This is a genomic window from Micropruina sp. (genome assembly GCF_047602085.1).
GTDB lineage: Bacteria > Actinomycetota > Actinomycetes > Propionibacteriales > Propionibacteriaceae > Micropruina.
The window spans coordinates 124,534-148,241 of record NZ_JASGID010000001.1 but is presented as its reverse complement, the minus strand read 5'-3'; the positions used below and the strand labels follow the sequence as shown (position 1 = coordinate 148,241).

General features: G+C 68.6%; 25 protein-coding genes, 1 tRNA gene and 1 pseudogene. 20 read left to right on the top strand and 7 right to left on the bottom strand.

Annotation, left to right across the window (positions count from 1 at the left end; genetic code table 11):
* Positions 1 to 55: 55 nt before the first annotated feature.
* The gene (locus QM721_RS00665; RefSeq protein WP_415117950.1) at positions 56 to 1,000 is read right to left on the bottom strand and encodes a hypothetical protein; all 945 of its coding nucleotides are present in this window, start codon (positions 998 to 1,000) and stop codon (positions 56 to 58) included.
* A gap of 172 nt (positions 1,001 to 1,172) precedes the next feature.
* Here QM721_RS00665 and QM721_RS00660 point away from each other — a divergent pair, with 172 nt between their 5' ends.
* The gene (locus QM721_RS00660) at positions 1,173 to 1,784 is read left to right on the top strand and encodes a hypothetical protein (protein WP_415117948.1); all 612 of its coding nucleotides are present in this window, start codon (positions 1,173 to 1,175) and stop codon (positions 1,782 to 1,784) included.
* Between the two features lie 148 nt (positions 1,785 to 1,932).
* Here QM721_RS00660 and QM721_RS00655 read toward each other — a convergent pair whose 3' ends face one another.
* Entirely contained in the window at positions 1,933 to 2,532 is a 600-nt protein-coding gene (locus QM721_RS00655; protein WP_415117946.1) for a hypothetical protein, read from the bottom strand.
* A 22-nt stretch (positions 2,533 to 2,554) separates the two neighbouring features.
* On the opposite strand from QM721_RS00655, the gene QM721_RS00650 reads away from it, so the two are divergent.
* The 6 genes from QM721_RS00650 to QM721_RS00625 all read left to right on the top strand — a co-directional run bounded on the left by QM721_RS00650 (position 2,555) and on the right by QM721_RS00625 (position 7,421).
* Entirely contained in the window at positions 2,555 to 3,019 is a 465-nt protein-coding gene (locus QM721_RS00650; protein WP_415117944.1) for a YbhB/YbcL family Raf kinase inhibitor-like protein, read from the top strand.
* A gap of 1 nt (position 3,020) precedes the next feature.
* Positions 3,021 to 3,548: a DinB family protein gene (locus QM721_RS00645; RefSeq protein ID WP_415117942.1), complete on the top strand. Its 528-nt coding sequence runs from the start codon at positions 3,021 to 3,023 to the stop codon at positions 3,546 to 3,548.
* A 10-nt stretch (positions 3,549 to 3,558) separates the two neighbouring features.
* Positions 3,559 to 4,446 carry a DUF4031 domain-containing protein gene (locus tag QM721_RS00640; RefSeq protein WP_415117940.1) on the top strand — a complete coding sequence of 296 codons (888 nt, stop codon included), beginning with the start codon at positions 3,559 to 3,561 and terminating at the stop codon, positions 4,444 to 4,446.
* A 132-nt stretch (positions 4,447 to 4,578) separates the two neighbouring features.
* On the top strand, positions 4,579 to 5,244 hold the full coding sequence (locus QM721_RS00635; RefSeq protein WP_415117938.1) for a DUF6498-containing protein: 666 nt from the start codon (positions 4,579 to 4,581) through the stop codon (positions 5,242 to 5,244).
* Positions 5,245 to 5,285: 41 nt separating this feature from the next.
* Positions 5,286 to 6,131, top strand: a complete 846-nt coding sequence (locus QM721_RS00630) for a D-alanyl-D-alanine carboxypeptidase family protein (protein ID WP_415117936.1) — start codon at positions 5,286 to 5,288, stop codon at positions 6,129 to 6,131.
* A 402-nt stretch (positions 6,132 to 6,533) separates the two neighbouring features.
* On the top strand, positions 6,534 to 7,421 hold the full coding sequence (locus QM721_RS00625) for an NUDIX hydrolase (protein WP_415117934.1): 888 nt from the start codon (positions 6,534 to 6,536) through the stop codon (positions 7,419 to 7,421).
* Positions 7,422 to 7,568: 147 nt separating this feature from the next.
* On the opposite strand, the gene QM721_RS00620 is transcribed toward QM721_RS00625, so the two are convergent.
* The gene (locus QM721_RS00620) at positions 7,569 to 8,471 is read right to left on the bottom strand and encodes a nitronate monooxygenase (RefSeq protein ID WP_415117932.1); all 903 of its coding nucleotides are present in this window, start codon (positions 8,469 to 8,471) and stop codon (positions 7,569 to 7,571) included.
* 782 nt (positions 8,472 to 9,253) lie between these two features.
* Here QM721_RS00620 and QM721_RS00615 point away from each other — a divergent pair.
* The 7 genes from QM721_RS00615 to QM721_RS00585 all read left to right on the top strand — a co-directional run bounded on the left by QM721_RS00615 (position 9,254) and on the right by QM721_RS00585 (position 15,732).
* Positions 9,254 to 9,694: an AAA family ATPase gene (locus QM721_RS00615; RefSeq protein WP_415117930.1), complete on the top strand. Its 441-nt coding sequence runs from the start codon at positions 9,254 to 9,256 to the stop codon at positions 9,692 to 9,694.
* 845 nt (positions 9,695 to 10,539) lie between these two features.
* Positions 10,540 to 11,532 carry a quinolinate synthase NadA gene (gene nadA, locus QM721_RS00610; protein ID WP_415117928.1) on the top strand — a complete coding sequence of 331 codons (993 nt, stop codon included), beginning with the start codon at positions 10,540 to 10,542 and terminating at the stop codon, positions 11,530 to 11,532.
* The gene (locus tag QM721_RS00605; protein ID WP_415117926.1) at positions 11,529 to 13,052 is read left to right on the top strand and encodes an L-aspartate oxidase; all 1,524 of its coding nucleotides are present in this window, start codon (positions 11,529 to 11,531) and stop codon (positions 13,050 to 13,052) included. Before nadA ends, QM721_RS00605 begins: the two co-directional genes overlap by 4 nt.
* On the top strand, positions 13,049 to 13,900 hold the full coding sequence (gene nadC / locus QM721_RS00600; protein WP_415117924.1) for a carboxylating nicotinate-nucleotide diphosphorylase: 852 nt from the start codon (positions 13,049 to 13,051) through the stop codon (positions 13,898 to 13,900). The genes QM721_RS00605 and nadC overlap by 4 nt, the downstream gene beginning before the upstream one ends.
* 79 nt (positions 13,901 to 13,979) lie before the next feature.
* Positions 13,980 to 14,138, top strand: coding sequence for a hypothetical protein (locus QM721_RS00595; protein ID WP_415117922.1), 159 nt, complete (start codon positions 13,980 to 13,982; stop codon positions 14,136 to 14,138).
* The gene (locus tag QM721_RS00590) at positions 14,135 to 14,791 is read left to right on the top strand and encodes a hypothetical protein (RefSeq protein ID WP_415117920.1); all 657 of its coding nucleotides are present in this window, start codon (positions 14,135 to 14,137) and stop codon (positions 14,789 to 14,791) included. The genes QM721_RS00595 and QM721_RS00590 overlap by 4 nt, the downstream gene beginning before the upstream one ends.
* Positions 14,788 to 15,732: a hypothetical protein gene (locus QM721_RS00585; protein WP_415117918.1), complete on the top strand. Its 945-nt coding sequence runs from the start codon at positions 14,788 to 14,790 to the stop codon at positions 15,730 to 15,732. The genes QM721_RS00590 and QM721_RS00585 overlap by 4 nt, the downstream gene beginning before the upstream one ends.
* Positions 15,733 to 15,821: 89 nt before the next feature.
* Here QM721_RS00585 and QM721_RS00580 read toward each other — a convergent pair whose 3' ends face one another.
* From QM721_RS00580 to QM721_RS00570, 3 genes are all read right to left on the bottom strand, one after another.
* Positions 15,822 to 16,451: an IS630 family transposase gene (locus tag QM721_RS00580; protein WP_415117916.1), complete on the bottom strand. Its 630-nt coding sequence runs from the start codon at positions 16,449 to 16,451 to the stop codon at positions 15,822 to 15,824.
* A 41-nt stretch (positions 16,452 to 16,492) separates the two neighbouring features.
* Positions 16,493 to 16,783 (bottom strand): helix-turn-helix domain-containing protein, encoded by a 291-nt coding sequence (locus QM721_RS00575; protein WP_415117914.1) that lies wholly within the window; start codon positions 16,781 to 16,783, stop codon positions 16,493 to 16,495.
* Positions 16,784 to 17,261: 478 nt separating this feature from the next.
* Positions 17,262 to 17,909, bottom strand: coding sequence for an AAA family ATPase (locus tag QM721_RS00570; RefSeq protein ID WP_415117912.1), 648 nt, complete (start codon positions 17,907 to 17,909; stop codon positions 17,262 to 17,264).
* A 272-nt stretch (positions 17,910 to 18,181) separates the two neighbouring features.
* On the opposite strand from QM721_RS00570, the gene QM721_RS00565 reads away from it, so the two are divergent.
* Together QM721_RS00565 and QM721_RS00560 are read left to right on the top strand one after the other, a co-directional pair.
* A complete protein-coding gene (locus QM721_RS00565; RefSeq protein WP_415117910.1) occupies positions 18,182 to 18,667 on the top strand; it encodes a hypothetical protein in 486 nt (161 codons plus the stop codon).
* Between the two features lie 171 nt (positions 18,668 to 18,838).
* Complete coding sequence (locus QM721_RS00560) at positions 18,839 to 19,141, top strand: addiction module antidote protein (protein WP_415117908.1); 303 nt, start codon at positions 18,839 to 18,841, stop codon at positions 19,139 to 19,141.
* A 248-nt stretch (positions 19,142 to 19,389) separates the two neighbouring features.
* Here QM721_RS00560 and QM721_RS00555 read toward each other — a convergent pair.
* A tRNA-Leu gene (locus QM721_RS00555) sits at positions 19,390 to 19,475 on the bottom strand.
* A gap of 160 nt (positions 19,476 to 19,635) precedes the next feature.
* Between QM721_RS00555 and QM721_RS00550 the strand changes: the two genes are divergently transcribed.
* The 4 genes and pseudogenes from QM721_RS00550 to QM721_RS00535 all read left to right on the top strand — a co-directional run.
* Complete coding sequence (locus tag QM721_RS00550) at positions 19,636 to 20,346, top strand: FhaA domain-containing protein (protein WP_415117906.1); 711 nt, start codon at positions 19,636 to 19,638, stop codon at positions 20,344 to 20,346.
* Positions 20,339 to 20,818 (top strand): FHA domain-containing protein, encoded by a 480-nt coding sequence (locus QM721_RS00545; protein ID WP_415117904.1) that lies wholly within the window; start codon positions 20,339 to 20,341, stop codon positions 20,816 to 20,818. Before QM721_RS00550 ends, QM721_RS00545 begins: the two co-directional genes overlap by 8 nt.
* 2 nt (positions 20,819 to 20,820) lie before the next feature.
* The gene (locus tag QM721_RS00540; protein WP_415117902.1) at positions 20,821 to 22,203 is read left to right on the top strand and encodes a PP2C family protein-serine/threonine phosphatase; all 1,383 of its coding nucleotides are present in this window, start codon (positions 20,821 to 20,823) and stop codon (positions 22,201 to 22,203) included.
* A gap of 2 nt (positions 22,204 to 22,205) precedes the next feature.
* Positions 22,206 to 23,549 (top strand): annotated as a pseudogene (locus QM721_RS00535) (FtsW/RodA/SpoVE family cell cycle protein); the annotation flags it as partial.
* Positions 23,550 to 23,708: the final 159 nt, after the last annotated feature.

The following is a 23,708-nucleotide window of genomic DNA, read 5'->3' as shown; positions in this document are numbered from 1 at the left end:
TACCTGCGCAGGTCACCGAAAGAGGCCCGATCTCTCGCCCCCTGGGCCAGCGGTCTCAGACGTTGTCGACCGCGACGTGGACGTGGTCCATATGGTTGGCCGTCGCACTGCCTCGGTCGGCCATGTGGCGCCAACTGGGGTGGTAGGGCGTCCAGATGCGCTGCCGGTAGATGATGTGGTCGACGTGAAACTCTTTGGCGTGCGCGATCAGGAAGGCGGCGATGGCGTTGCCCTGAGACACGTTGGAGTAGGTCATGAAGTCGATCGCCCGGCCGAACTGGTGCACCGACAGGCTGTGCGCCCGGTAGCCGCCCACGTTCTTGACGTCCCAGCGCGCCATCACCGCGCGGTAGACCACCATGGCCACCGGCTTCAGGCCGAGCACCGAGCCGGACGGCACGCTGCGGGTGGCGGCCGGGGCACTACCGTCGGCGACCTGCTCGGCCGAGGGCTTCGAGTTCGACAGCGACGCCTTCAACACCCATGCCTCGCCGCCTCGGTACTGCACCAGCCGGTACTCCCCGTCGGTTTGCGGGGTGACGGTGAGCTTGCCGGCGAGCTTGACGCTGCCGAGCTTCTTGGCGTCGGCCTCGGGCGCGGCCACCACGGCCACCGCCTTCTTCGCGTACATGGTCCTGGTCGGTTCGAGAGTCGCGGCGTCGTCGCTGCGGGTGGCCAGGCTGGCGGCCTCGCCGGCCAGGGCGTCCTCGGCGGCGATCTGCGAACGGGCCGCGTCGCGCGACACCCCGGCCTCACGCGCCAGGCTGTCGGGGGTGGTCACCGGTAGGGCGATGGGGGCCGCGGCGGCGGTTCCGGCCAGGGTGAGCGCCCCGGCTGTACCGACGACGGCCAAGCCGACGAAGATCGCTCCGACCCGATCAGCGGCCGTCGCATACCAGCGGCGCGCGGCGCGGCGCGGAGCCGGCCCGGCGGCCCGCTGGGGCGCCTCGACCCGAACGCGCTCTGCGGCGGAGCGTCCGGCCCGTCGCGGTTGATACATGCGGCACAACCCCCTGAGAAACCTTATATCGCTTCTCAACGTACCTTAAGGATTTATCGGGGCTCAAATCCAGACGGAATTGGCGCCGCCCCGGCGTGCCTGCGCTGCGGGGGTCGTCCGGCCCAGCACCATGAGGTTCCAAGCAACCCATCGACACCCGATCGGGGCACCCATGCGCCGGGTCATCGTCTTGTTCACGTCCGTCGTGCTCACCCTGCTGGCGGGGCTCGGAACCGCCCAGGCGGCGCCGGCCCGGCAAGGCCCGCAGCCCGCGACGATCAGGGCCAAGGCGGCCACCGACATCGGATCGCCCGGCGCCTTGGTGCCGGTGGCCGGCACCCTGCTCGATGCGAAGAAGCGCCCCCTGACCGGTGTGCCCGTCGTGGTCACTGTCAGTGGCGCACCCCAGGCCGGTGAACTGCAATCGCTCACCGGCAGCGGCGGCGCCTTCGAGGCCTACGTACCACTGCCCGACCAAGCACCCGCCTCGGGCACGGTCGAACTGCAGCTCAGCTTTCCGGGCAGCGCCGACGCCGCGGCGACCAGCCTCACCCTGCCGGTGCGCGTCGAGCCGGGCCAGGTGCCCAGCGGCCTGACGCAGCCCGTGGAAGTGCCGGCACCGGCAGCAACGCTGCCCAGTGATCGGGGTGCCGAGATCACCGGCCTGCCCAGCAGCGGCAGCCCCCTCATCGATCAACTGATCGTGGTCGCCACCGGGCTGCTGGGCGTGATGGTGCTGCTGATCGGCATCGGCGTGCTGCTGCGTCGCCGCCGCCGTAGCTGAAAAGGCACCGATCAACGCGCCCAGGGCTGGTTGAACTCATCGCGCCCAGGGCTGGTTGAACTCGTCGCAACCCCTTGCCACAGCGGCACATTGGGAGGTGTGGACAAGCCCGACCACCGATTGATCAGTGTTTCGCCAAATGCTCTGGTCAGCCGAAGTTGTAGCCCTGTGCCCGGCGGCGCAAATCGGCCAGGTCGGGGTCTTCGACGTCGGCAGTGGTGACGGCTCCGCTGGGCGACACCGCCGCCGCCCCGGCGTCGAGCCACAACTCGCACTGAAACCGCTCCAACCGTCCGGTCGCGATCAGCGGCTCACCGGCAAACATGCCGGTCACCGTGCGGGCGTAGAGCGACCCGAGCGCGTCGCACGGCACGACCTGCACCGCCGCGGTGCCGAACCGCAGGGCGGCGGCCAGTTCCGAGGGGGTCAGGCCGCCCAGCACCAGCGGAGTAGTCGACGCCGCGGCCACCAGGTCGGCACGCGCGAACGGCGACAACACCAGGTCCGGCTCGACGGCCAGCGCGTCCTGCACCTGGTCGGCGGTGCGCAGGTCGGCCACCCCCAGGCGCACTCGGCGGCCGAACATCGCGCGCAAGCCCGGCAGTTCGTCGCGGCGCGAATACGGCACCGTCCAGCAGTCGAGGCGTTCCTGAATCAGCACCTCACCGGCCGCGACCAGATCGTCGAGCTGGGCCACCGGCAACTCAACGATCACGCGGCACCCCGCTAGCACCTGCACCGACGTCATGCCCCAAGGTTAGGGTGAGCACATGCAACTCAGCAGCGAGGCCATTCCGGACGGCTCCACCATCGAGCTGACCTATTGCGAACCGGCGTGCGGCGGCCAGAACGTCAGCCCCGACCTGGCCTGGTCGCAGGCGCCGGAGCAGGCCAAGAGTTTCGCCGTCACCTGCTTCGACCCCGATGCCCCCACCGGCAGCGGCTGGTGGCACTGGATCGGCTTCGACATTCCCGCCGCCGTCAACAGCCTCGACGCGGGCCTGGGCCCGCAGGCGCCGATGCGGCAGTGGCACAACGACTACGGCTACGTCGGCTATGGCGGCCCGTGCCCGCCGCCCGGCACCACCCACCGTTACGTGTTCACGGTGTATGCCCTCGACGTCGAGGAGCTGGATGTGCACGATGAGGCCACCAGCGCGGCCTGCCGGTTCACCCTGCTGGCCCACACCCTCGACAGTGCGTCGTTCACCGCCACGTTCGGGCGCAAGTCCTGAGGTGGGCAGCGAACCGGCACCCATCGAGCCCGACACCAAGGACTGGACCTGGGTGATCGACCAGGGCTGCCCCGAGTGCGGGTACACCCCGCCCGAGCCCACCGAGGTGGCGGACCGGGTGCGGGCCACGATCGCGCGCTGGACCTCGGCGCTGCAGCGTCCGAATGCCGCCCGGCGCAGTGACTCCGCCGTATGGTCGGTGCTCGAATACGGCTGCCACGTGCGTGATGTGTGCGTGATCTTCGGTGCCCGGGTGCAGCAGATGCTGACCGAGAGCGACCCCACCTTTGCGAACTGGAACCAGGACGAGGCCGCCGCGCACGATCGCTACCACGCCCAGCAGCCGGCCTCCGTGGCCGGCGAGTACGCCGAGGCAGCCGGGCACGCGGCGTCCCTCTTCGAGGGGGTGCAGGGCGATCAGTGGTTTCGGCCCGGCACCCGCAGCAACGGCTCGCTGTTCACCGTGGCCACTCTCGGGGTGTACTTCGTGCACGACCTGGAGCACCACCTGCACGACGTCGCAGGCTGACCCGAGCGCCATGGCCGTACTGGTCGATCCGCCCCGCTGGCCTGCCCATGGCACGCTCTTCGGCCACCTGGTGTCAGACCGTTCGCTCAACGAGCTGCAGGCCTTCGCCCGGGCCGCCGGACTGCCGCCACGGGCGTTCGACCATGACCACTACGACGTACCGGTCGAGCGCTACCCCGAACTGATCGCCCAGGGTGCCCTCCAGGTGAGCTCCACCGAGCTGCTCCGCCGACTGGTGGCCGGTGGGCTGCGGGTTCGTCCGGCCGATCGGACGCCCCGCCGTCCGGACGCCCGGGCAGGTCTGGCCGACCGGTGGCAGCGGCTCGGCCTGACCGGGAGCGAAACCGTGCGCGACGAGCTGATCGGACGGTGGAGCGAGCCGCACCGCGTCTACCACGACGTTCGGCACCTGCTGCAGTGCCTGCATGCGCTCGATGAACTGACCGATGGCCATCCCGCACCGCAGACCGTGCTGCTCGCCGCCTGGTTTCACGACGCGGTCTACGCCGGAGCACCGGGGGCGGACGAGCGGGCGTCCGCCGCCCTAGCCCGCGACCTGCTGGCCCCGCTGCTGCCGTCCGACGAGGTGAGCGAGGTGCAGCGGTTGGTGCTCGGCACGATCGAGCACGACCCGGCCCCCGGCGACGCCTACGGACAGTTGCTCAGCGACGCCGACCTGTCGGTGCTCGGGCTGATTCCGGGTCGCTACCACGTGTATGCGCGTGACGTGCGCGAAGAGTACCTGCGCTACCCCGACGAGCAGTTCGCTCACGGACGGCGGCTGGTGATCGACGACCTGCTGAACCGCGACCCGCTATTTCGCACCGAGCGGGGCCGAGAGCTCTGGCAGGCCAGAGCCCGAACCAACCTGGCCGAGGAGCGAGCCCGGCTGGGTTGAACCAAGAAGAACCGTCCCCTGAACCACCGGGGACGGTTCCGGATGGTTCAGGGGACGGTTCCGGATGGTTCACGCCCGCCCGGTCGGCACGAGCTCGGTCGACACGAGCCCGGTTGGCTCTACCGTGGGCTCATGGGCGGCCGTACGCGGTGGATGGATGTCGGATGGGTGCTGTTCACCAACCTGTTCCTGCTGGCCGGGGTACTGGCGTGGGGCTGGCCGCCGGGGAACGTCTTCGTGCTGTTCTGGGTCGAGAACGTGATTCTCGGAGTGGTCACCGCTGTGCGCATCGCCACCGCCGAAGGCGTGGACCCCTCCGGCAAGGCGAGCCGCCCGCGCTGGGTCACGACGGGCTTCTTCGTCATGCACTACGGCATGTTTGCGCTGGGTCACGGGGTCTTCGTGATGATCATCGCTTTGTTGATCGGGCTGCAGTACGGGTTCTGGACCCTCGCCATGCCGGCCTTGCTGATCGCCCTGCGGTACGTGGTCGACCTGGCCAGCAACTGGTTTCTGGACGACCGGCGTCGCAGCGTCACCCCCGACCAGACGTTCTGGTCGCCCTACCCCCGGTTGATCGTGCTGCACGTGGCCACTATCGCCGGGTTCTTCGCGGTGAGCACGCGGGTGGGCACCACCAACCGCAGCGGGCCGCTGATCGGGCTGCTCGACTGGCTGGCCGGGCACGGCATCGAGCTCAGCAGCGGCGCATTCGTGGTCGGCGTGCTGCTGGTGATCAAGACCTTCGCCGACCTGTTGGCACTCTCTGGCCGACGGATCATCGGTTCGTCCGGCTGACCATCGACGGCTGGTCGTGAGCGGACGGTTATCGTGGTCGGGTGTCGCGCCCGAACCCTGACCTCAACCGCGCTGCCATCCGCAGGGGCGCGCGCCCCGGTGTAGCAGGCTCGCTGACCGCCCTGATCACCGCGGTGCTGCTGGCCGGATGTTCGTCCTCCACCCCGCCTGCCCCAACGGTCGCCTCGTCACCGGCCGAACCGACCTCAGCGGCCGCCACTGTCGCGCCGACCCCCACCCTCTCGGCCACCCCGACGACGGCGACCGCCACCCCCAGCCCGTCCGCCACCACCGCGAGGCCGTCTGCCACGCAGGCGCCGAAGGACACCCGCACCGCCGCCCAACGCAATGAGCCGTTCACCGTGAACGGCATACCCGTGGTGTCGAAGAAGCACCCGATCAACGCCTCGTTCCAGCGCACCAGCGTGACCGCGCCCTATGGGCTCACCAAGCAGACCCAGGCCGCGCTGAACCGGCTGATCGCGGCGGCCCGCGCCAAGGGCGTCCGGGTGCTGGTGCGCAGCGGCTACCGCAGCTACGCACTGCAGGAGCAGATTCTGGCCAGAAAGATCAAGGAGTACGGCAGCGAAACCCTGGCCCGGCGCTACAACGCCGCACCCGGACGAAGTGAGCACCAGACCGGGCTGGCCGTTGACCTGTGGGACGGCGCCACCTGGGGTGTCGGCATGCGCAACACCACGGTCGGCAAGTGGCTGTGGGCCAATGCGTACAGATACGGCTTCATCTTGCGCTACCCCAACGGCAAGGAGAAGATCACCGGGTACGCCTTCGAGCCGTGGCACTACCGCTACATCGGGGTGGCCGACGCCAAGCAGTTCGGGCCGAACAGCAACCTCACGCTCGAGGAGTATCTGGGCATCGACTGATCTGCTGCACCGTGAGTCGCGCCTCGAAACCAACATCACCTTGCTATCAGATGTTGAATTTCACGCGCCGCGACACCCCGGTATCACCCCCAGGGGGACTTGACGGTAGCTTGCACTTATGCCCTGATTGCATCCAAATGCCCTAGTCAGCACTCCAACGTTGGCGAGCCCGGGAAGGACAGGGGATGCGTCCTGCAATGGACGCGGCCGGCTCGCAATCCTCCGCCGGCTCTTGAGAAAGTCACTTCCCAGGCTCTGTGCATGTGACTCTAGACGGGTCGGCCGCGCAAACCAAGTGATGCCGGAAGCCCTTGGCCAACTCACAGGATTCAGCTACGGCGTCATCGAGCCGCCGAGGACGACCGATATTCTGCTGAGACCACCCAGGGAGCAGGAGCCGCCATGTCGACCGAGCCGATCGCGGCAGAGGTGCTGGCGGTGATCGTCGCCCTGGTCGACGGCGAGCCCTGCGTGTTGACCCTGCCCGATGCACCCCGGCTGCCCTCGGGCCCGGTGCTGCCCGGCCACCGCTCGTTGCAGACCGCCGTTCGGGCCTGGGTGGAAGAGCAGACCGGTCTCGACATCGGCTACCTCGAGCAGTTGTACACCTTCGCCGACCGCGACCGCGACGGCAGCGGCTCGCGGACCATCTCGGTGTCGTATCTCGGCCTGGTGCGGGGGCTGTCGGCCCGGACCGGAACGTGGCTCAGTTGGTATGCGCTGTTTCCGTGGGAGGACCATCGCGACAGCGGCGGGCTGGTCGCCGAACTGATCGCCCCGGCCCTGCGTACCTGGACGGGCGAAGCCTCGCCTCGGGCCCGCCGCCAACGCTGTGCGATCACCTTCGGGCTGGACGGCCGACCGTGGCAACCCGACCTGGCCTTGCAGCGCTACGAGGTTCTCTACGAGGCCGGGCTGGTGCCCGAATCGGCGGACGTGCCGCGACCGCCGGCCCTGCCCGGCGACCGTATGCACGGCGACCACCGACGCGTGCTGGCCACCGGCATTGCCCGGCTGCGGGCCAAGATTCAGTACCGGCCGGTGGTGTTCGAACTGATGCCGCCCACCTTCACCCTGGGTCAGTTGCAGGCCTGCGTGCAGGCGCTGGCCGGCCAACCCGTGCATACGCAGAACTTTCGCAGGCTGGTCGAGCAGCAGCACCTGGTCGAAGAGACCGGGGAGCTGGCCGGCACGGGGGGCCGCCCGGCCCGGTTGTACCGCTTTCGCCGCGAGGTGCTGCAAGAGCGCCAGGCGGCCGGCACCAAGCTGCCGGCGCCGCGAGCACGCTGACGATCGGCTGTGGGTCTCGACCTGCGGCGACGTACCCGGCCTCGCTGGCTACGTCGAAACCCATAGTGAGGGCACTCAATCCGAGGCCTCGACAAGCGCGACCAACGAAGAATCAGCGCTTCACTCGGGAATGACTGACTCGTGCGCCTACCGCTGGTTGAGCTTGTCGAAACCCCTTGCCGCAGCATGATGACCGAGGTCTCGACTAACTCGACCAACGCCGGCGCCGACCAGTTCGCTCTCGGCCGGGCGTCCGACCACGCCACTGCAAGCGGGGGTGCCGACCAGCCAGTCGATGGCCTGACGCGCCGTCCAGCCGCCGGGGTAGAGCCGCAACAGTGCCCGGGCACCCTCGAGGTCTTGACCCAGCGTGACGGCGGGCTGCTCGACATAGCCGTCGCGGCGCACCTGGCCCAGGCCGATGTTGGCCATCAGCGCGTTGCACAGGCACTTGCGTCCCTGCGTCTCAGCCTCGTCGCCGCCCTTGCGCAGGTACATGTGCACCGGCTCGGACGCGCAGCGGTAGCTCACCGAGCCGTCCGCGCGTTCGACGGGGGTGCGCAGGTAGCCGAGATCGCAGATGCGTTCGCGGGCCTGGTAGCGCTCGTCGTCGGCCAGGGTGTCGCGCAGTTCGGCGATCTTGAACGGAAAGCCGGTCGGCGAGGCCCGCGGGTCGTTGCGCACCACCAGCGTCTCGGCCTCGAGCTCGGCCACCAGCTTGCCGCGCAGCGCGGGCAGCAACCCCGACTCGGACGCCATCGCGAACAGGGTGCCGATCTGCACCCCCGCCGCCCCGACCGCCCGGGCCTCGGCCACCTTCTCGGGCGAGGCGTACGCCCCGGCCAGCCAGAACGGCAGACCCAGTTCACCGATCTTGGCCAGATCGGCCTCGTCCTTCGGGCCGTAGACGGGCTCGCCGGCCTCGTCGAGCACCATCCGCCCCCGGGGCGGGGCGCTGTGCCCGCCGGCCCGCGGCCCCTCGACCACGAAGCCGTCCGGACGGGTCTGCGGGTCGCGGTTGAGGTAGGTGGCGAGCACATGCAGCGACACGATCGCCAGGAATTTCGGGCCGCTGCAGCACCGGTAGGTGGGCACCCAGGTACCGCACCGGATCAAGCTCGGCCAGGTGGGTCTTGGTCGAGTCGGCGACGTCGATGGTGAGGCGTCCGGTGCGGCCGGCGGCGAAGTCGGTGAGCAACTGCGGAATCTCGCGCGGCAGGCCCGCGCCCATGATCACGTAGTCGACGCCGGCCAGCATGGCGCCGAGAATCGCCGAGGCATTGGCGGTCTGGATCTTCTCCAGCATGTTGATGCCGACCACGCCGGCATGGCCCTCCTTGGCCAGCCAGACCTCGGCGAAGTTGGCGGCCAGGCTCAGTTCGATGGCCGACCGGCTCGGCGCGATGGTCAGCATCGGGTGCGGGCGATACGGCTTGCCACGACCTCGTCCGTCGGGCCGGTAGTAGGCGCGCAACACCCGCTCGGCGATCTCCGGTGAGGGAAAGTGGGCCAGGGCCCGGCGGCGATGCCCGCCCGGGTCGCCGTCTTGCAGGGTGCGGGCGAGGACCCCGTCGAGCGCGGTGCCCGACACCACGCCGAGTTGGCCGCGCAGCGACACTTCGCGGGCCAGCTGCCACGACGATACGGCGACGCCCATGCCGCCCTGGATCACGACCGGCAGGGACGCCGTGGGCTGGTCCGGATTGTGCTCATCCCAGGAGATCATTTCCCTACGGTAGCGTAAGTTACGGTTCCGTAGAAAGCCCTTGGATCAGGTAATCTCCCTCAAGTCAAGGATCCGAATCGCGCGAAAGGCGTCCGGAGGTAGCAACATGGCGCGGGTGCTGATCACCGGCATGTCGGGTGCGGGCAAGACCACGCTGCTCGATGAGCTGCGTGCACGTGGCCACCACACGGTCGACACCGACTATGCCAGGTGGGTACGACCGGACGGCGATTGGGACGAGCCCCGCATGTCCCGGCTGCTGGACGCGCACCAGACTGTGGTCGTGTCGGGCACAGTGTCGAACCAGGGCAGGTTCTACGACCGCTTCGAACACGTGGTACTGCTCAGCGCGCCCCTGCCGGTGCTGCTCCAACGGGTTTCACAGCGCAGCGGCAATCCCTACGGCTCGACGGCCGAGCAGCGAGCCGAGATCGCCGGGTACATCGAGACCGTCGAGCCGTTGCTGCGCCGTAACGCCACCGTTGAACTCGACGGACGGCGCCCCATCGGCGAGTTGGCCGACGAGGTCGAAGCGCTGTTGCGCTGAGTCGCGCGCGTCCGCACAACCTGTCGCCGTCGGTCCATCCGCCCCGCCCTCGCGGCGCCCCGACTGCACTCACTGGATCGGGCCGATTGCGGATCAGAATGCGCCCACATGTCGCTGGTCGAGCTCGTCGAGACCTCGGATACATCACCCTGGCAAGGCGTTTCGACGAGCTCAACCAACGATCGTTGCGTTGATCAGCGTTCCTGAACCCGACCGGCCGCGGTCGGCTCGTTCGGCAGTTCCTGACGGCGCCTGCCGACAAACGTGCGTATTGGTTTGCGGCAGCGGCGCAATTCGCTCCCGCCGCGCCGAGATGACAGTTATGGCCTGTCACGACGGCCCGCATAACGCTCGTTTCTGCGCGTGGGGTTGCACAGGGGGCAGCGGCCGGCGCCATAACGCACGAATCGCCGCAAAGACCCCGGCCGGGCACGAACGAGACCCGCCCTGTGCGTCACCCCGAGCAGTCGGAACCGCTACACCCGCCACGCTGCGGGGGCGACCCACCCGGCGATGACAGACTCACCGGCTGACGGCCTCGCTCGGGCAGCCACACTCGCAGCCCACAAACCCTCCCCCACCACGGACCCCCACCGGCCTGCGAGACCTCCAAGCCACGCACGGCCCAGCGCGGCAGAGCGGACACGCCTGCCGTGGTCGCCACCGGAGGCGTCCCCACGACGCACCCATCGACCCGTCGCGGCGCTGGGCTGCCGAGATGGCGCCGAGTGCCACATCCCGGCGGCGGGCCGGCATTCGGGCGCAGCCTTGCACGCAGATCCGACTTGCATTGCTCTTTTGCTCAGTTGTAGCATAACTAGCGCATCGATCGAGGAGGCTGCACGATGAGCACCACCCTGCTGACCGCCGACGAGCTGTTCCAGCGCGTCGAACACGTGGTTCCGGCCGCCGAGTGGGCGACCATGGCCGACGACGTGAACGCCATCATGCGACTGAAGGCCGAGCGCAATGCGGTGATCCTGGCCCATAACTACATGCGGCCCGAGATCTTTCACGGCGTCGCCGACATCGTCGGCGACTCGCTCGCACTGGCCCGCGAGGCCACCACCGTCGAGGCCGACGTGATCGTGCTGGCCGGTGTGCATTTCATGGCCGAGACCGCCAAGCTGCTCAACCCGGCCAAGACCGTGCTGATCCCCGACCTGCGCTCGGGCTGTTCGCTGGCCGAGTCCATCACGGCCGCGGACGTCCGCGAGTTGCGCCGGCTACACCCGGGCGTTCCGGTGGTCACCTACGTCAACACCAGCGTCGCGGTGAAGGCCGAGAGTGACATCTGCTGCACCTCGGGTAATGCGGTGCGCATCATCGAGAGCCTGGGCGTGCCCGAGGTGATCATGATTCCCGACCAGTACCTGGCCGCGAATATCGCCCGGCAGACCGGCGTGAAGGTGATCACCCACCCGGGCGCCTGTGAGGTGCACGAGCGGTTCACCCCACTCGACATCCGCCAGGTGCGCGCCGACTACCCCGACGGCGTCACAGTGCTGGCCCACCCCGAGTGCCCGCCCGAGGTGGTCGACGAGGCGGACTACTCCGGCAGCACCGCGCAGATGATCAGGTTCGTGGCCGAGCACCGGCCCAACCGTGTGGCGCTGGTCACCGAATGCTCGATGAGCGACAACGTGGCGCAGCAGTACCCCGACGTCGAGTTCGTGCGGCCCTGCAATCTGTGCCCGCACATGAAGCGCAACACACTGGCGAAGATTCGGCATTCTCTGGCAACGATGACCCACCAGGTCACGATTGATGCCGGCGACGCCGAGCGCGCCCGGGCGGCGGTGGAGCGCATGCTCGCCGTAGAGGCACCGCCGAAATGACGGACGCGCGCGCCGAGGTCGTCGCCGACGGTCCTGTGATCGTCGGCGGGGGCCTCGCTGGGCTGTCCTGTGCCATCGAGTTGAGCCCGGCGCCCTGCATCGTGCTGTCGGCGGGCGCGGTGAGCACCGGCACCTCCACCGGCTGGGCCCAGGGCGGTGTGGCCGCTGCGGTCGGGCCCGACGACTCACCCGCCGAGCACACCGCCGACACCCTGGCCGCCGGGGCCGGCCTGTGCGACGAGGGGGTCGTCCGGGCCATCACCGAAGCCGGCCCGTCCGCCATCGAATGGTTGACCGAGCTGGGCACCCGCTGGGACCGCAACCCCGACGGCAGCCTCGAACTGGGTCTCGAGGGAGCCCACGGACGGCGCCGCATCGTGCATGCCGGCGGAGACGGCACCGGTGCCGAGCTGCTGCGCACAGTGGTCGACAAGGCCCGTACCCTGCCGTCGGTCTCGCTGTGGGACCACTCCCCCGCCACCCGAATCGTCACCGAGCAGGGCCGGGTGAGCGGCGTCGAGGTGAACACCCCGGAGGGCCCGGTGCTGCTGCGCAGTTCGACCGTGGTGCTCAGCACCGGCGGGATCGGCGGGCTGTTCAGTCACACCACCAACCCGCTCAGCTCACGGGGGCAGGGGCTGGCGCTGGCGTTCCGAGCCGGAGCCACCTTGCGCGATCTGGAGATGGTGCAGTTCCACCCCACCGCCCTGGAGGTCTCGATCGACCCGATGCCGCTGGTCAGCGAGGCCGTGCGCGGCGAGGGCGCGATCATCGTCAACGAACGCGGCGAGTGGGTGCTGGCCGACCCGCTGAGCGCACGCGACGTGGTGAGCCGAGCCGAATGGGCCCAGTTGCAGGCCGGTCACCAGGTGTTTCTCGACGCTCGCACCTCGCCCGGCGACCGGTTCGCCGCACTATTCCCGTCGATCAACGCCACCGCTGCCGCAGCCGGCCTCGACCCCACCCGCGACCTGCTGCCCATCAGGCCCGCCGCGCACTATCACATGGGCGGCGTGCTGGTTGATCTGGCCGGACGCAGCACCGTGCCCGGCCTATACGCGGCCGGCGAGGTGGCCTCGACCGGGCTGCACGGGGCCAATCGGCTGGCCTCCAACTCACTGCTCGAAGCCGTGGTCTGCGGACGCTGGGTGGGCCAGCACCTGAAGGCCGAACCGGGCATCGGCGCCGCCGTGCCGGATGTGCCCGGCCGGCACTGGGACGACCAGCGATGGCACCCCGCCGAACCGGCGATCGACGGGATTCGCGGCATCGTCAGCACCGGGGCCGGCGTGCTGCGCCACCACGACGGGCTGCAGCGGGCCCTGGACGAGTTGCGCCCGCACCTGGCCAACGACACCGGCCTGGTCGGCTTTCTGGTCGCGCGCGCCGCCCTCAGCCGCCTCGAATCGCGCGGCGCCCACACCCGCACCGACTTCGCCGGCCAGGTCGCGCCCCGGCACACGCTGCTGTCGCTGGCCGACCTGCCCGAGCTGGCCGAACTCGAAGGAGCCTGCACGTGAGAGCCCTGCCGCCCCTGGTGATCGAACCGATCGTGCGCGCCGCGCTGCTCGAAGACCTCGGCCGGGCCGGCGACGTCACCACCGACGCGATTATTCCCGCCGCCGCGACCACGACCGTCCAACTGGTCTCGCGCGAGCCCGGCGTGGTGGCCGGGCTGCCCCTGGCGGTGCTGGCCTGGCAGTTCGTCGACCCGGCGATCAGCATCGAGCAGCACCTGCCGGACGGCTCACGGGTCGAGCCCGGCAGTGTGATCGCCACGGCGACCGGCCCGGCCCGCGGGCTGCTCACCGGCGAACGGGTGGCGCTCAACTTTCTGGGCCACCTGTCGGGAGTGGCCACCGGCACCGCCACCATCGCCGACGCGATCGCCCACACCCACGCCAAGGTGGCCGACACCCGCAAGACCATCCCAGGCCTGCGCGCCCTGCAGAAGTACGCGGTGCGCTGCGGCGGCGGCGTCAACCACCGCTTCGGCCTCGACGACGCCGTGCTGATCAAGGACAACCACATCGCGGTCGCCGGCGGCGTCCGCAGGGCCGTCGAGGCGGCCCGGGCGCACGCCGGCCACCTGGTCAAGATCGAGGTCGAGGTCGACTCGCTGGCGATGCTTGCCGAACTGCTCGAAGTGGGCGCCGACGTGGTGTTGCTCGACAACTTCACCCCCGACCGGTTGCGCCAAGCGGTGGCGCTGGTCGACGGGGCGATGGTCACCGAGGCGTCCGGACGGATCACCCCCGAGACCGCGGTGCCGATCGCCGAGGCCGGGGTCGACCTGATCAGCGTCGGCTGGCTCACCCACAGCGCCCGGGTGCTCGATATCGGCCTGGATCACGTGTCAAGGCCCTGATCACTGTGCGCCTCCGCACCCGTCGGTAACCGATTCGCGGCAGACTACGTGCCGAGCCCGGTCACCGAGGAGGACAGCGATGAGCAGCACCAAGCCAGTGGGCAGACTCAGCGCGGGGGGTGACAGCCCCACGCTGAATGCCGCCGTTCGGGGCTTCGGAGAGTCATGGATCGGCGGCCACGACTGGATCGCCGCCGCCCGCAAGGCCGTACCCGGGCTCGGGGGACTGGCAGGGTGAACGACATCAGCCGCTACCTGGCAGGAGTATTCGAGCTGATCGGACGGGCCTACCGACTCGACCCGGTGGCCCTGGCCTGGGTGCGCGAGCAGCCTTTCGCCATCTGGCTCGCGATCGGGGTGGCGCTGCTGGCCAGCATTTCGGTGATGTGCGGGCAGGCCGTGGTGCTGCTGGTGAACCGGATGTCCGGCTGGAAGTTCGCGGTCGGGCTGCTGGTCAGCGGCACCTGGCTGGTGCTGTTGCACGTGGTCGAGTCGGTGGTGCTGTGGGAGCTGGGCAACCTGTTCAGCAAGAACGGCGTCGACTACGTGACCGTGCTCAGCGGGGTGCTGGTGTCGATGGCGCCGCAGATCTGGGGCTTCTTGGCGCTGATGCCCTACCTGGGCACGGCGATCAGCCGGTTTCTGTCGGCCTGGAGCGCGGTGGTGCTGTGGGCTGTGACGGCCGGCACCTTCGAAGTGGGCCGCTGGCCGGCCCTGGGGCTGGTGGCCGCCTCGTGGCTGGTGATGCATCTGCTGTCGATGGTGGCCGCGCCATGGATTTCGGCGGGGCTGTCGACGCTGTTCGAGAAGATCACCGGACGCCCCTTCTGGGTCTCGGGCGTCGACGTGCTGAACGGCCGTCCGCTGATCACCGAGGAGGTGCGGGCATGATCATCACCGACCTGCTGGTACTGATCGGCGCTCTCGCCGTCGTGGGCCTGCTGCTGGCACCCCTGGAGTCGCTGCACTGGTGGGCGACCCGCGGCGTCGAAGAGGTCGATCTCGGCCCGGCTGCCACCCCACTCGAGCTCGCGGCGGCCGACACGGACGAACCGGCGCACAAATTCGTGGTGTACCTGTCGGGCATCGGCGCCATCGGCGCCCGGGACGTACCCCAGGAGGAGGTGCCGTTCATCGCCGACCTGCGCCGGCGACTGCCCGGCTACCGGGTGATCGACGACGTATTTCCCTATTCCGTCGACAACCGGTCGCTGACCGGTGAGCGGTTGCTGGGCTGGCTGTGGCGGCGGCTCGAACAGGCCCGGTTGAAGAACCCCAACTCGCTGCTCGGCGTGCTGATCAACATTCGCAACCTGATGCAGTTGTTCGTCTGCGCCGACCGGCGCTACGGCCCGACCTACAACATGGGCATGGCCAAAGAGATCCATCGTGCACTGGTGAAGCACGGCCACACCCCTGGCAACCCCGACGAGGTGGTGCTGCTGGGCTGGAGCGGCGGCGGCCAGATCGCGCTGGGGGCGATCTGGTACCTGCACGCCATGGGGCTGCGCTGCTCGCTGGTGTCTCTGGGCGGCATGCTGAGCGACGACATCGCGCTGGCCCGCACCGAGCACCTGTGGCACCTGTACGGGTCGAAGGACTTTCTGCAAGCGTCCGGCACGTTGCTGTTCGCCGGTCGCTGGCCGATCGCGAAGGCGTCGCCGTGGAACGAGGCGCTGCGCGACGAGAAGATCAGCTTCATCGAATTGGGCCCGTACAACCACAACGTGAAGCAGCACTACTTCGACTACGATTCGACGCTGCCGGACGGCCGCAGCTACGCCGGCAAGGTGATCGACACCATCGCAGAGGTGCTCGAACCGCAGCGGTAGCACGGCCAGGTCATCGCAGCCGGTTCGACTCGACCCTGAGGTCGCGGCGACCCCTGCACTGGGCTTGGGCGGCTAGTAGTGTGTCGTGTCTAAATATTTGGGTATAGGTGTCGGAGTTTGATGCGGGCGTCGTTTGTCGTGAACTGCCAGTCGACTTGCCGTTGGTCGTCGTTGGTCGCTTTCTGCCAGGCGGCGAGTTCGGCGTTGAGGACGTCGAGGTCGTCGATGCGGCGGGTGAGGCATTGCCGGCTGAGGGCGGACAGCTCGATCTCGGCGATGTTGAGCCAGGAGCCGTGCTTGGGTGTGTAGTGGATCTCGAGCCGTTCGGCGAGAGCGCGGGCCTTCGCGGGCTCGAACGCCTCGTAGAGCGAGCCGAGGGTATGGGTGTTGAGGTTGTCCATGACGAGGACGACGCGTTTGGCGTCGGGGTAGTCCATGGTCAGCAGCCGGTCCACGCCCGCGGCCCAGTCGATCCGGGTCCGCCGCGGCTTCGCGTCGACGTGGCGGTGTCCGGCGAGCGGCTCGACCCAGACGAAGATCGAGCAGGTGCCGTGACGGACGTACTCCGAGTCCTCTTTGAGATCGTGGCCGGGGCGCGCCGGGATCGGGTCACGAGCGTGGCCGAGCAGCTGGTACGGCTTCTCGTCCATGCACACCACCGGCACTGCCGGGTCGAAGGGCCGGTGGTAGACCTCCAGAACATCCTCCATCCGCGCCACGAACTCGGCGTTGGCTTTCGGCGGGATCGTCCAGCACTTCTTTAAGTGAGGACGAAGCCCCCCTTTTTCAGGGCCCGCCCAATCGTGGAGTGATCCAGAGGCGGCAGCCCGTCGGTAAGGGCCACGTGTTTCTCCAGCAGCCGCAACGACCACCGGTCGAACCCCTCCGGCGGTCTCGTGCACGCCAGCGCGATCACCCGCGCCTCGACATCCCCGGTCACCTTCGGTGGCACCGGCGGCGTGACCCGTTTGCGGCGGCGAATCACCTCATCGGCATCCCCACCGGACTCGACGAACCGCTTCGCGATCAGATACACCGTCTGTTCGGACACCCCGACACGCTCCGCGACAACCCGCCGACCCGGCACGACCCTCGCGTTCTCATCCAGCTCAAGCAGAACCCTCGCCCGCGCAATCATCCGCGCCGGATGCGTCCCCCGCGACACGACCCTCGTCAGCTTCACACGATCCTCAGCCGTCAACGCGACGACATGATCCTTCAGCCTGGGCACGATACGACTCCTCCCGATCAAGCATCAATCAGGACAAGCCAATCCCACCCATTACCAAACTATTAGGAGCGACACTCCACTAGGGAAGTCCTGATCGATGCGCCCACCGCTGGTTGAGTGAGGTCGAAACCCCTCGTGAGCGCACTCCGTTCGAGGTCTCGACAAGCTCGACCAGCGAAAACTCAGCGGTCCCCTCGCTCTGCCACGAGCGCGGTGCTTGACCAACTCGAGCGCCATGGGGGGCTGGTGGCCGTTCAGCGAGGCAACGACCTGGGCGGGGAGCCAGCGATGATGGCGATCACCCTTCGTCCTGATCGCCGTGTCGCGCAGCCGAGCCAAACCGAGCACCACTCGCGCCGATCACCGCCACGATCGCGTCGGCGCACGCGCCGACGCCCAGGTTGCCGCTGTTCAGGCACAGGTCGTAGCCGCGGTGGTCGCCGAAGTGGGTGCCGGTGAAGTACTGCTGGTAGCGGCTGCGGGTCTTGTCCATGCGAACGATGTACTTCTCGGCGTCCTTGGCGGGCACCCCGTCGACCTCGACCGCGCGGGCGATCTTGGCGCGGGAGTCGGTGCTGTAGACGAACACCGAGAGCAGCGGCAGCTTGGCCTCGCGCAGAATCGAGTCGGCGCAGCGTCCGATGAACACCCCCGGTGCGGTCTTAGCCGCCTCGGTGATCACCTCGGCGATCACCGCGAACACCCGGTAGGGCATCGCCGCGAACTCGGGGTCGCTGAACCCGGGGAACGACACGTTGAGGTACTGCCCCGCCGCGAGCCGTTCGTCGAATGCCTCAAGTTGGTTGGCCGGCACGCCGCGCCTGGCTGCGGCGTCGGCCAGAATGCGGGTGTCGTAGAAGCCCAGGCCGGTGCGTTCACTGATCAGTCGGCCGACCTCGCGGCCGCCGCTGCCGAACTCGCGATTGATCACGATCGATCGGTTCATGCTGCCCCCTTGCGATCTCCATGAGCCGCGCTCGTGGCTGTGCCGACAACGTTACGCCGAGCGGCCCGCGCCCGCAGGGCCGATGCTGGAAGGAGCGGCCCTGCGGCTTGGTGCGGCGTTGCGGCTCGGTGCGGCGTTGCGGCTCGGTGCGGCGTTGCAGCCGAAACTCGGTCGGCTGCCTGCGGGGCACGATTGCGTCCCCCGAGCCGCACGCGATAATCAACCTGCACCCCGCGCGCACCGGGCGGGTGACCGTGCGCCGAGGGGTACAGATGAAGACGTTCGCGACCGAACAGGCGATCTACGGCGTGGTTCTGGTCGCCGGCCTGCTGGTGGTAACCGCCGACAAGGCCGATGCGTTCTGGGACGTCTTCGTGAAGGTCCTCATCACCGTGTTGATCTTCTGGGCGGTGCACGTCTACGCCGGCACGATCGCCCATCTCGGCGACGCTCTGGACGCCGGCGTCCCCCCGATGGCCCGCATCTCGAAGGCCGTTCACGTGGCCGTCGAGCACTCCTGGGGAATGCTGCTGGCGGTCGTCCCGCCGTTGCTCGTTCTGGTGATCGGCCACCCGTGGTTTCTCGACGACACCGGAGCTGTCTGGGTCGCGTTGTGGCTGTGCGTCGCGCTGCTGGGCGTACTCGGTTACGGCAAGGTGGCCGTCTGGACCACCGACCAGCGAGCCCGCCTGCTCGGCGGCGCGGCCACCGGCGCGCTCGGACTGCTGATGGTGTCGTTGAAGGCGCTGGTGCACTGATCGGACGGGCCGCGTCGGCCCGGTGGTGACGCACTGCCCACTTCGCGGCGATCAGCATCGATCCGCCGAGCGTACGACCGACCCCGGCCAGACAGCCGGATCGTTCACTTCGACCATGTGTCAGCTATAGTCGACACATGGTCGAGATCCTGACAACACAGGAGGACGACGATGACAACGAGGGCTGACAAGTACACCCGCTTCGACGCGGCCGACTACCTCGACGGCATCGACGACGCGGCCACCTACCTCCAGATCGCCCTGGATGAATCCGGGGACGACCCGACCGCGGTTCCCCGCGCGCTCGGCGTGATCGCCCGCTCCCGCAACATGAGCGAACTCGCCCGCCGCGTCGGCATGAGCCGCGATGGCCTCTACAAAGCCCTCTCCGCCGAAGGTAACCCCACCTGGACCACCGTCCTCAAAGTCACCAACGCTCTCGGACTACGGCTCACCCTGCACGAGGTGGCCTGACGGGGAAGGTCGCTGCCCGACCCGTCAGAGCACTCCGCTTGAGGTCTCGACAAGCTCGACCAGCGGAAATCAGCACTCCCCAGAGTTACTCACCCTGCTGAGCTCACCGTAGCCGCTCGCCGCGCCCATCGAACCGGTGGCTCCCGAGAACCACGAATCGGCTCCACGCGTCGTCGTACGCCTGGGCGACAAGGCTCAGGAAACGAACAAACCTTCACCGGTTGGTGAAGGTTTGAATACTGCAATTGTGGTGCGCGAGAGAGGAGTTGAACCTCCACGTCCTTTCGGACACACGGACCTGAACCGTGCGCGTCTGCCATTCCGCCACTCGCGCTCGCCGCCCGAGAGCGACCCGCAGAACATTACCACAGGCATGACGGGCTCTTACCCACGAGGGTGGAGCCCCACACCCGCCCGCCCAGCCTCAAGACGGGGTCCAGACCCTACGTCCGCCGATCACCCTCCTCTCTGAGGGTTCCACTACGCTGGGCCGCATGGGAGTCTTCGATCGCGTCGAGAAGAAACTTGAGGGCGCCGTCAACGGCGTTTTCGCGCGCGCGTTCAAGGGCGATGTCCAGCCGGTTGAGATCACCGCCAGGTTGCAGCGCGAGCTCGACGCCGAGGCCAAGCTGCTCAACCGTGACCGCAAGCTGGTGCCCAACGACTTCACCGTCCAGTTGTCGAAGCACGACCACGACCGGCTCGCACCGTACTCGAAGATGCTCAACTCCGAGGTCATTCCGCAGCTTCGCGACTACGCCGCCGACAAGGGTTACATCTTCAACGGGCCGGTCACCATCGACTACGAACTCGACGCCGAGCTGCCCACCGGACGGTTCACCGTCAGCAGCGCGGCCGTCGCCGGGGTGGACGGCGCCGACGCCTCGACCAGCCAGGTGCGCCGGGCCAGCCTGGTGATCGAAGTCAACGGCATTCGGCACCCGCTCAACCCGCCCGGCGTCGTGCTCGGACGCGGCACCGAGGCCGACCTGCGAATCAACGATCCCGGCATTTCGCGCCGGCACGCCCGCATCGACGTGCAGGGCCCCGAGGGCGACCGGCAGATCACCATCGAAGACCTGGGCTCCACCAACGGCATCGTGATCAACGGCCAACGGGTGCGGCACGCCACCCTCAGTGCGGGCAGCCGCTTCGAAATCGGCTCCACCCGCATCGCGATCACCTCACCGGGCGCCGATGTCTGATCTCGTCGTCCTCGCGCTGAAGCTGCTGTTCCTGGCACTTCTGTGGCTGTTCGTGCTGTTCGTGGGCAATGTGATTCGCACCGACATGTTCGGGCGCAAGCTCGCCACCAACGAGGTGGGCGAACTGCAGCCGGTGGCCGAGCTACGCAAGCAGAAGAAGCCGCGCGGTCGTGCTGCCAGGGCGCTGCCCACCAAATTGCGGGTGAGCAAGGGCAAACAGGAGGGGCTCACCCTGCCGCTGGGCGACGGCATCAAGATCGGACGCGCCGCCGACTGCCAGTTGGTACTCGACGACGACTACGTGTCGACCCGGCACGCGCAAATCGTCCGCACCGAGGACGGCTACGTGGTCGAAGACCTGGGCTCGACCAACGGCACCTACGTGAACAACGAGCGAGTGACGTCCGCCACCCCCTTCAGCACCACCGACACCCTGCGCATCGGCCGCACCCTGATGGTGGTGGAGAAGTAGTCATGCCGCTCAGCTTCCGCTACGTCGCCCGCACCGAGGTGGGCCTGGTACGCAAGAACAACCAGGATTCTGCCTACGTCTCGCCCACCATGCTGATGGTCGCCGACGGCATGGGCGGCGCGGCCGCCGGCGACCTGGCCTCGGCGGTGGCGATCAACGAACTGCGCGAGACCGACGCCGACTTCACCGGCACAGACATGCTCGAGGTGGCGGCGGGGGCCATCGCCCGGGCCAACGAGCGCATTCGCTCACTGGTCTCGCTCGACTCGTCGCTGGACGGCATGGGCACCACCGTCTGCGGGCTGCTGTTCGACGGCGAACGGCTCGCCGTGGCCAACATCGGCGACTCCCGCGGCTACCGGCTGCGCGACGGCGCGTTCGAACGCATCACCCGTGACCACTCCTGGGTGCAGACCCTGGTCGACGACGGACGCATCACCGAGGCCGAGGCGCTGGTGCACCCGCACCGCTCGCTGATCCTCAAGGTGCTCAACGGCCAGCCCAACCACGTACCCGATCTCGAACTGACCGACGTGCGCGTCGGCGATCGCTACCTGCTCTGCTCCGACGGTCTGTGCGGCCTGGTCACCGACACGGCGATCGAAGCGGTGATCGGCGGCTCCGATCCCGAGCAGGTGGTCGACGAACTGGTGCGCATCGCCTACGCCGAGGGTGGCCTCGACAACATCACGATCGTCCTGGCCGACGTGGTCGAGAACGGCCCGGCCGGCGAGACCCAGGTGCTGGGTGCGGCGGCCGAACTCGACATCGACCTGCCCGCGCCCCAGACCGAAGACACCCGTCCGTTGCCCACCGGCGACCCGGGCCCCGGCCCGAACGCTCGCGAACTGGCCGAACTGGAGCGCTACCAACCCACCACCAAGGGCCGCTCCGCCGCCTGGCTGAAGGTCACGCTGGCCATCGTGCTGCCGGTGCTGGTGATCGGCGGCGGGCTGTTCGGCTGGTACGGCTACGTGCAGACCAAGTACTACGTGGGCGACAATGACGACCTGGTCACGGTGTTCCGCGGCCTGCCCGACACGGTGCTCGGCATTCGGCTGAGCAGCGCCATTGAGGTGCACAACACCAAGGTCAGCGACCTGCCGCTGTTCTATCAAGAGAAGGTGCGCAAGGCGATCGTGGTGCCCGACCTGCAAACGGCCGCCAGCACCACCGAAGAGCTGAGGCTGATCGCCCAGCGCTGCATCGCGCAGCGCGAAGAACGCGCCAGGGCCACCACCACGCCAACCCCGACTGACACCGAGACGACCACCACGAGCCCGTCCGGTTCACCGAGGCCGAGCCCGACCACATCGGCCAGCCAGACGCCGACGCCCACCTCGACCCCCAGTGCTGACACCCCCAAGGCGCCTGAGGACTGTTGACCATGAGCGAAGTCGTCGTCTTCCGCAAACGGCGCGGGGTCGAACTGGTGATGCTCATTCTCGCGATGGGCTTGGCCGTCGGCGCCTTCGTGCTGACGGCGCTGAACCTGCACGGCGACCTGCCTGACCACTGGTGGTGGGGCGCGAGCGCCTACCTGGGCATCGGGCTGCTCGCCCACCTGGTGATTCGCTGGCGCATTCCCTATGCCGACCCCCTGCTGTTCCCCCTGGTCTACCTGCTCAACGGGCTGGGCATCGCGATGATCTACCGGCTCGACCAGGGCACCCGCCCGGTGATGCATTCGGCCGAACTGCAGCTCACCTGGCTGGCCATCTCGATGGCGGTGTTCGCCGTGGTGCTGTTCGTGCTGCGCGACCACGCCGTGCTGCAGCGGTTCCCCTACCTGACCTTCTTGGTCGGCCTGCTGATTCTGATGATGCCGTTGCTGCCGGTGATCGGCTACGAGAACCACGGCGCGCAGATCTGGATCAAGATCGGCAGTTACAGCTTTCAGCCCGCCGAACTGGCCAAGATCGTGCTGGCCGTCGCCTTCGCGTCCTACCTGGTCGAGAAGAAGGACGTGCTCGCGCTGGCCGGCGCGCGAGTGGCCGGCATCGACCTGCCCCGGCCGCGTGACCTGGGGCCGATCACCATCATGTGGCTGGCCAGCCTGGCGGTGCTGATCTACCAGAAGGATCTGGGCACGTCGCTGCTGTTCTTCGGCCTGTTCGTGATGATGCTGTACGTGGCCACCGAACGTCCGAGCTGGCCGATTCTGGGCACCGTGCTGTTTGTGGGCGGAGCGTTTCTGGGCTGGCGCTACTACGGCCACGTGCAGACCCGGGTGTCGGCCTGGCTCGACCCCTTCGCCCAGTGGGACCAGAACTACCAGATCATTCAGGGCCAGTTCGGCATGGCCTGGGGCGGCCTGTTCGGCACCGGCTGGGGGCTGGGCCGGCCGAACCTGACGCCGCTGGCCAAGAACGACTTCATCGCGGCCGCGCTGGGCGAAGAGCTGGGCGTTGCGGGCCTGATGGCGATCATCGTGCTGTACGGGGTGATCGTCATGCGTGGCCTGCGCACCGCGCTCACCGCCCGCGACCCGTTCAGCAAGCTGCTCGCCGCCGGTCTGTCGTTCGTCTTCGCACTGCAGGTGTTCGCGATCATCGGCGGCGTCACCCGGTTGCTGCCGCTGACCGGCCTGACCACGCCGTTCGTCAGCCAGGGCGGGTCGTCGCTGGTGGCCAACTACGCCATGCTGGCCCTGCTGATGGTGGTCACCCACCGGGTGCGCATGCCGCAGGCCCAGGCGGCAGAGCCGTTGCAGTCGCTGGCGCACGACACCACGCAGGTGCTGGCGGTGCCGTCACGACCGAACGCCGCCGAGCCTCGTCCGGCACCCACCCCCGGCCAAAGCTTGGGTGGTGCGGACGAACGGACGCAGCCGATCCCCGCCGGCACCGGCCCGTCCGGCTCCCCGGACGCCGAACCCACCCAGGCCATC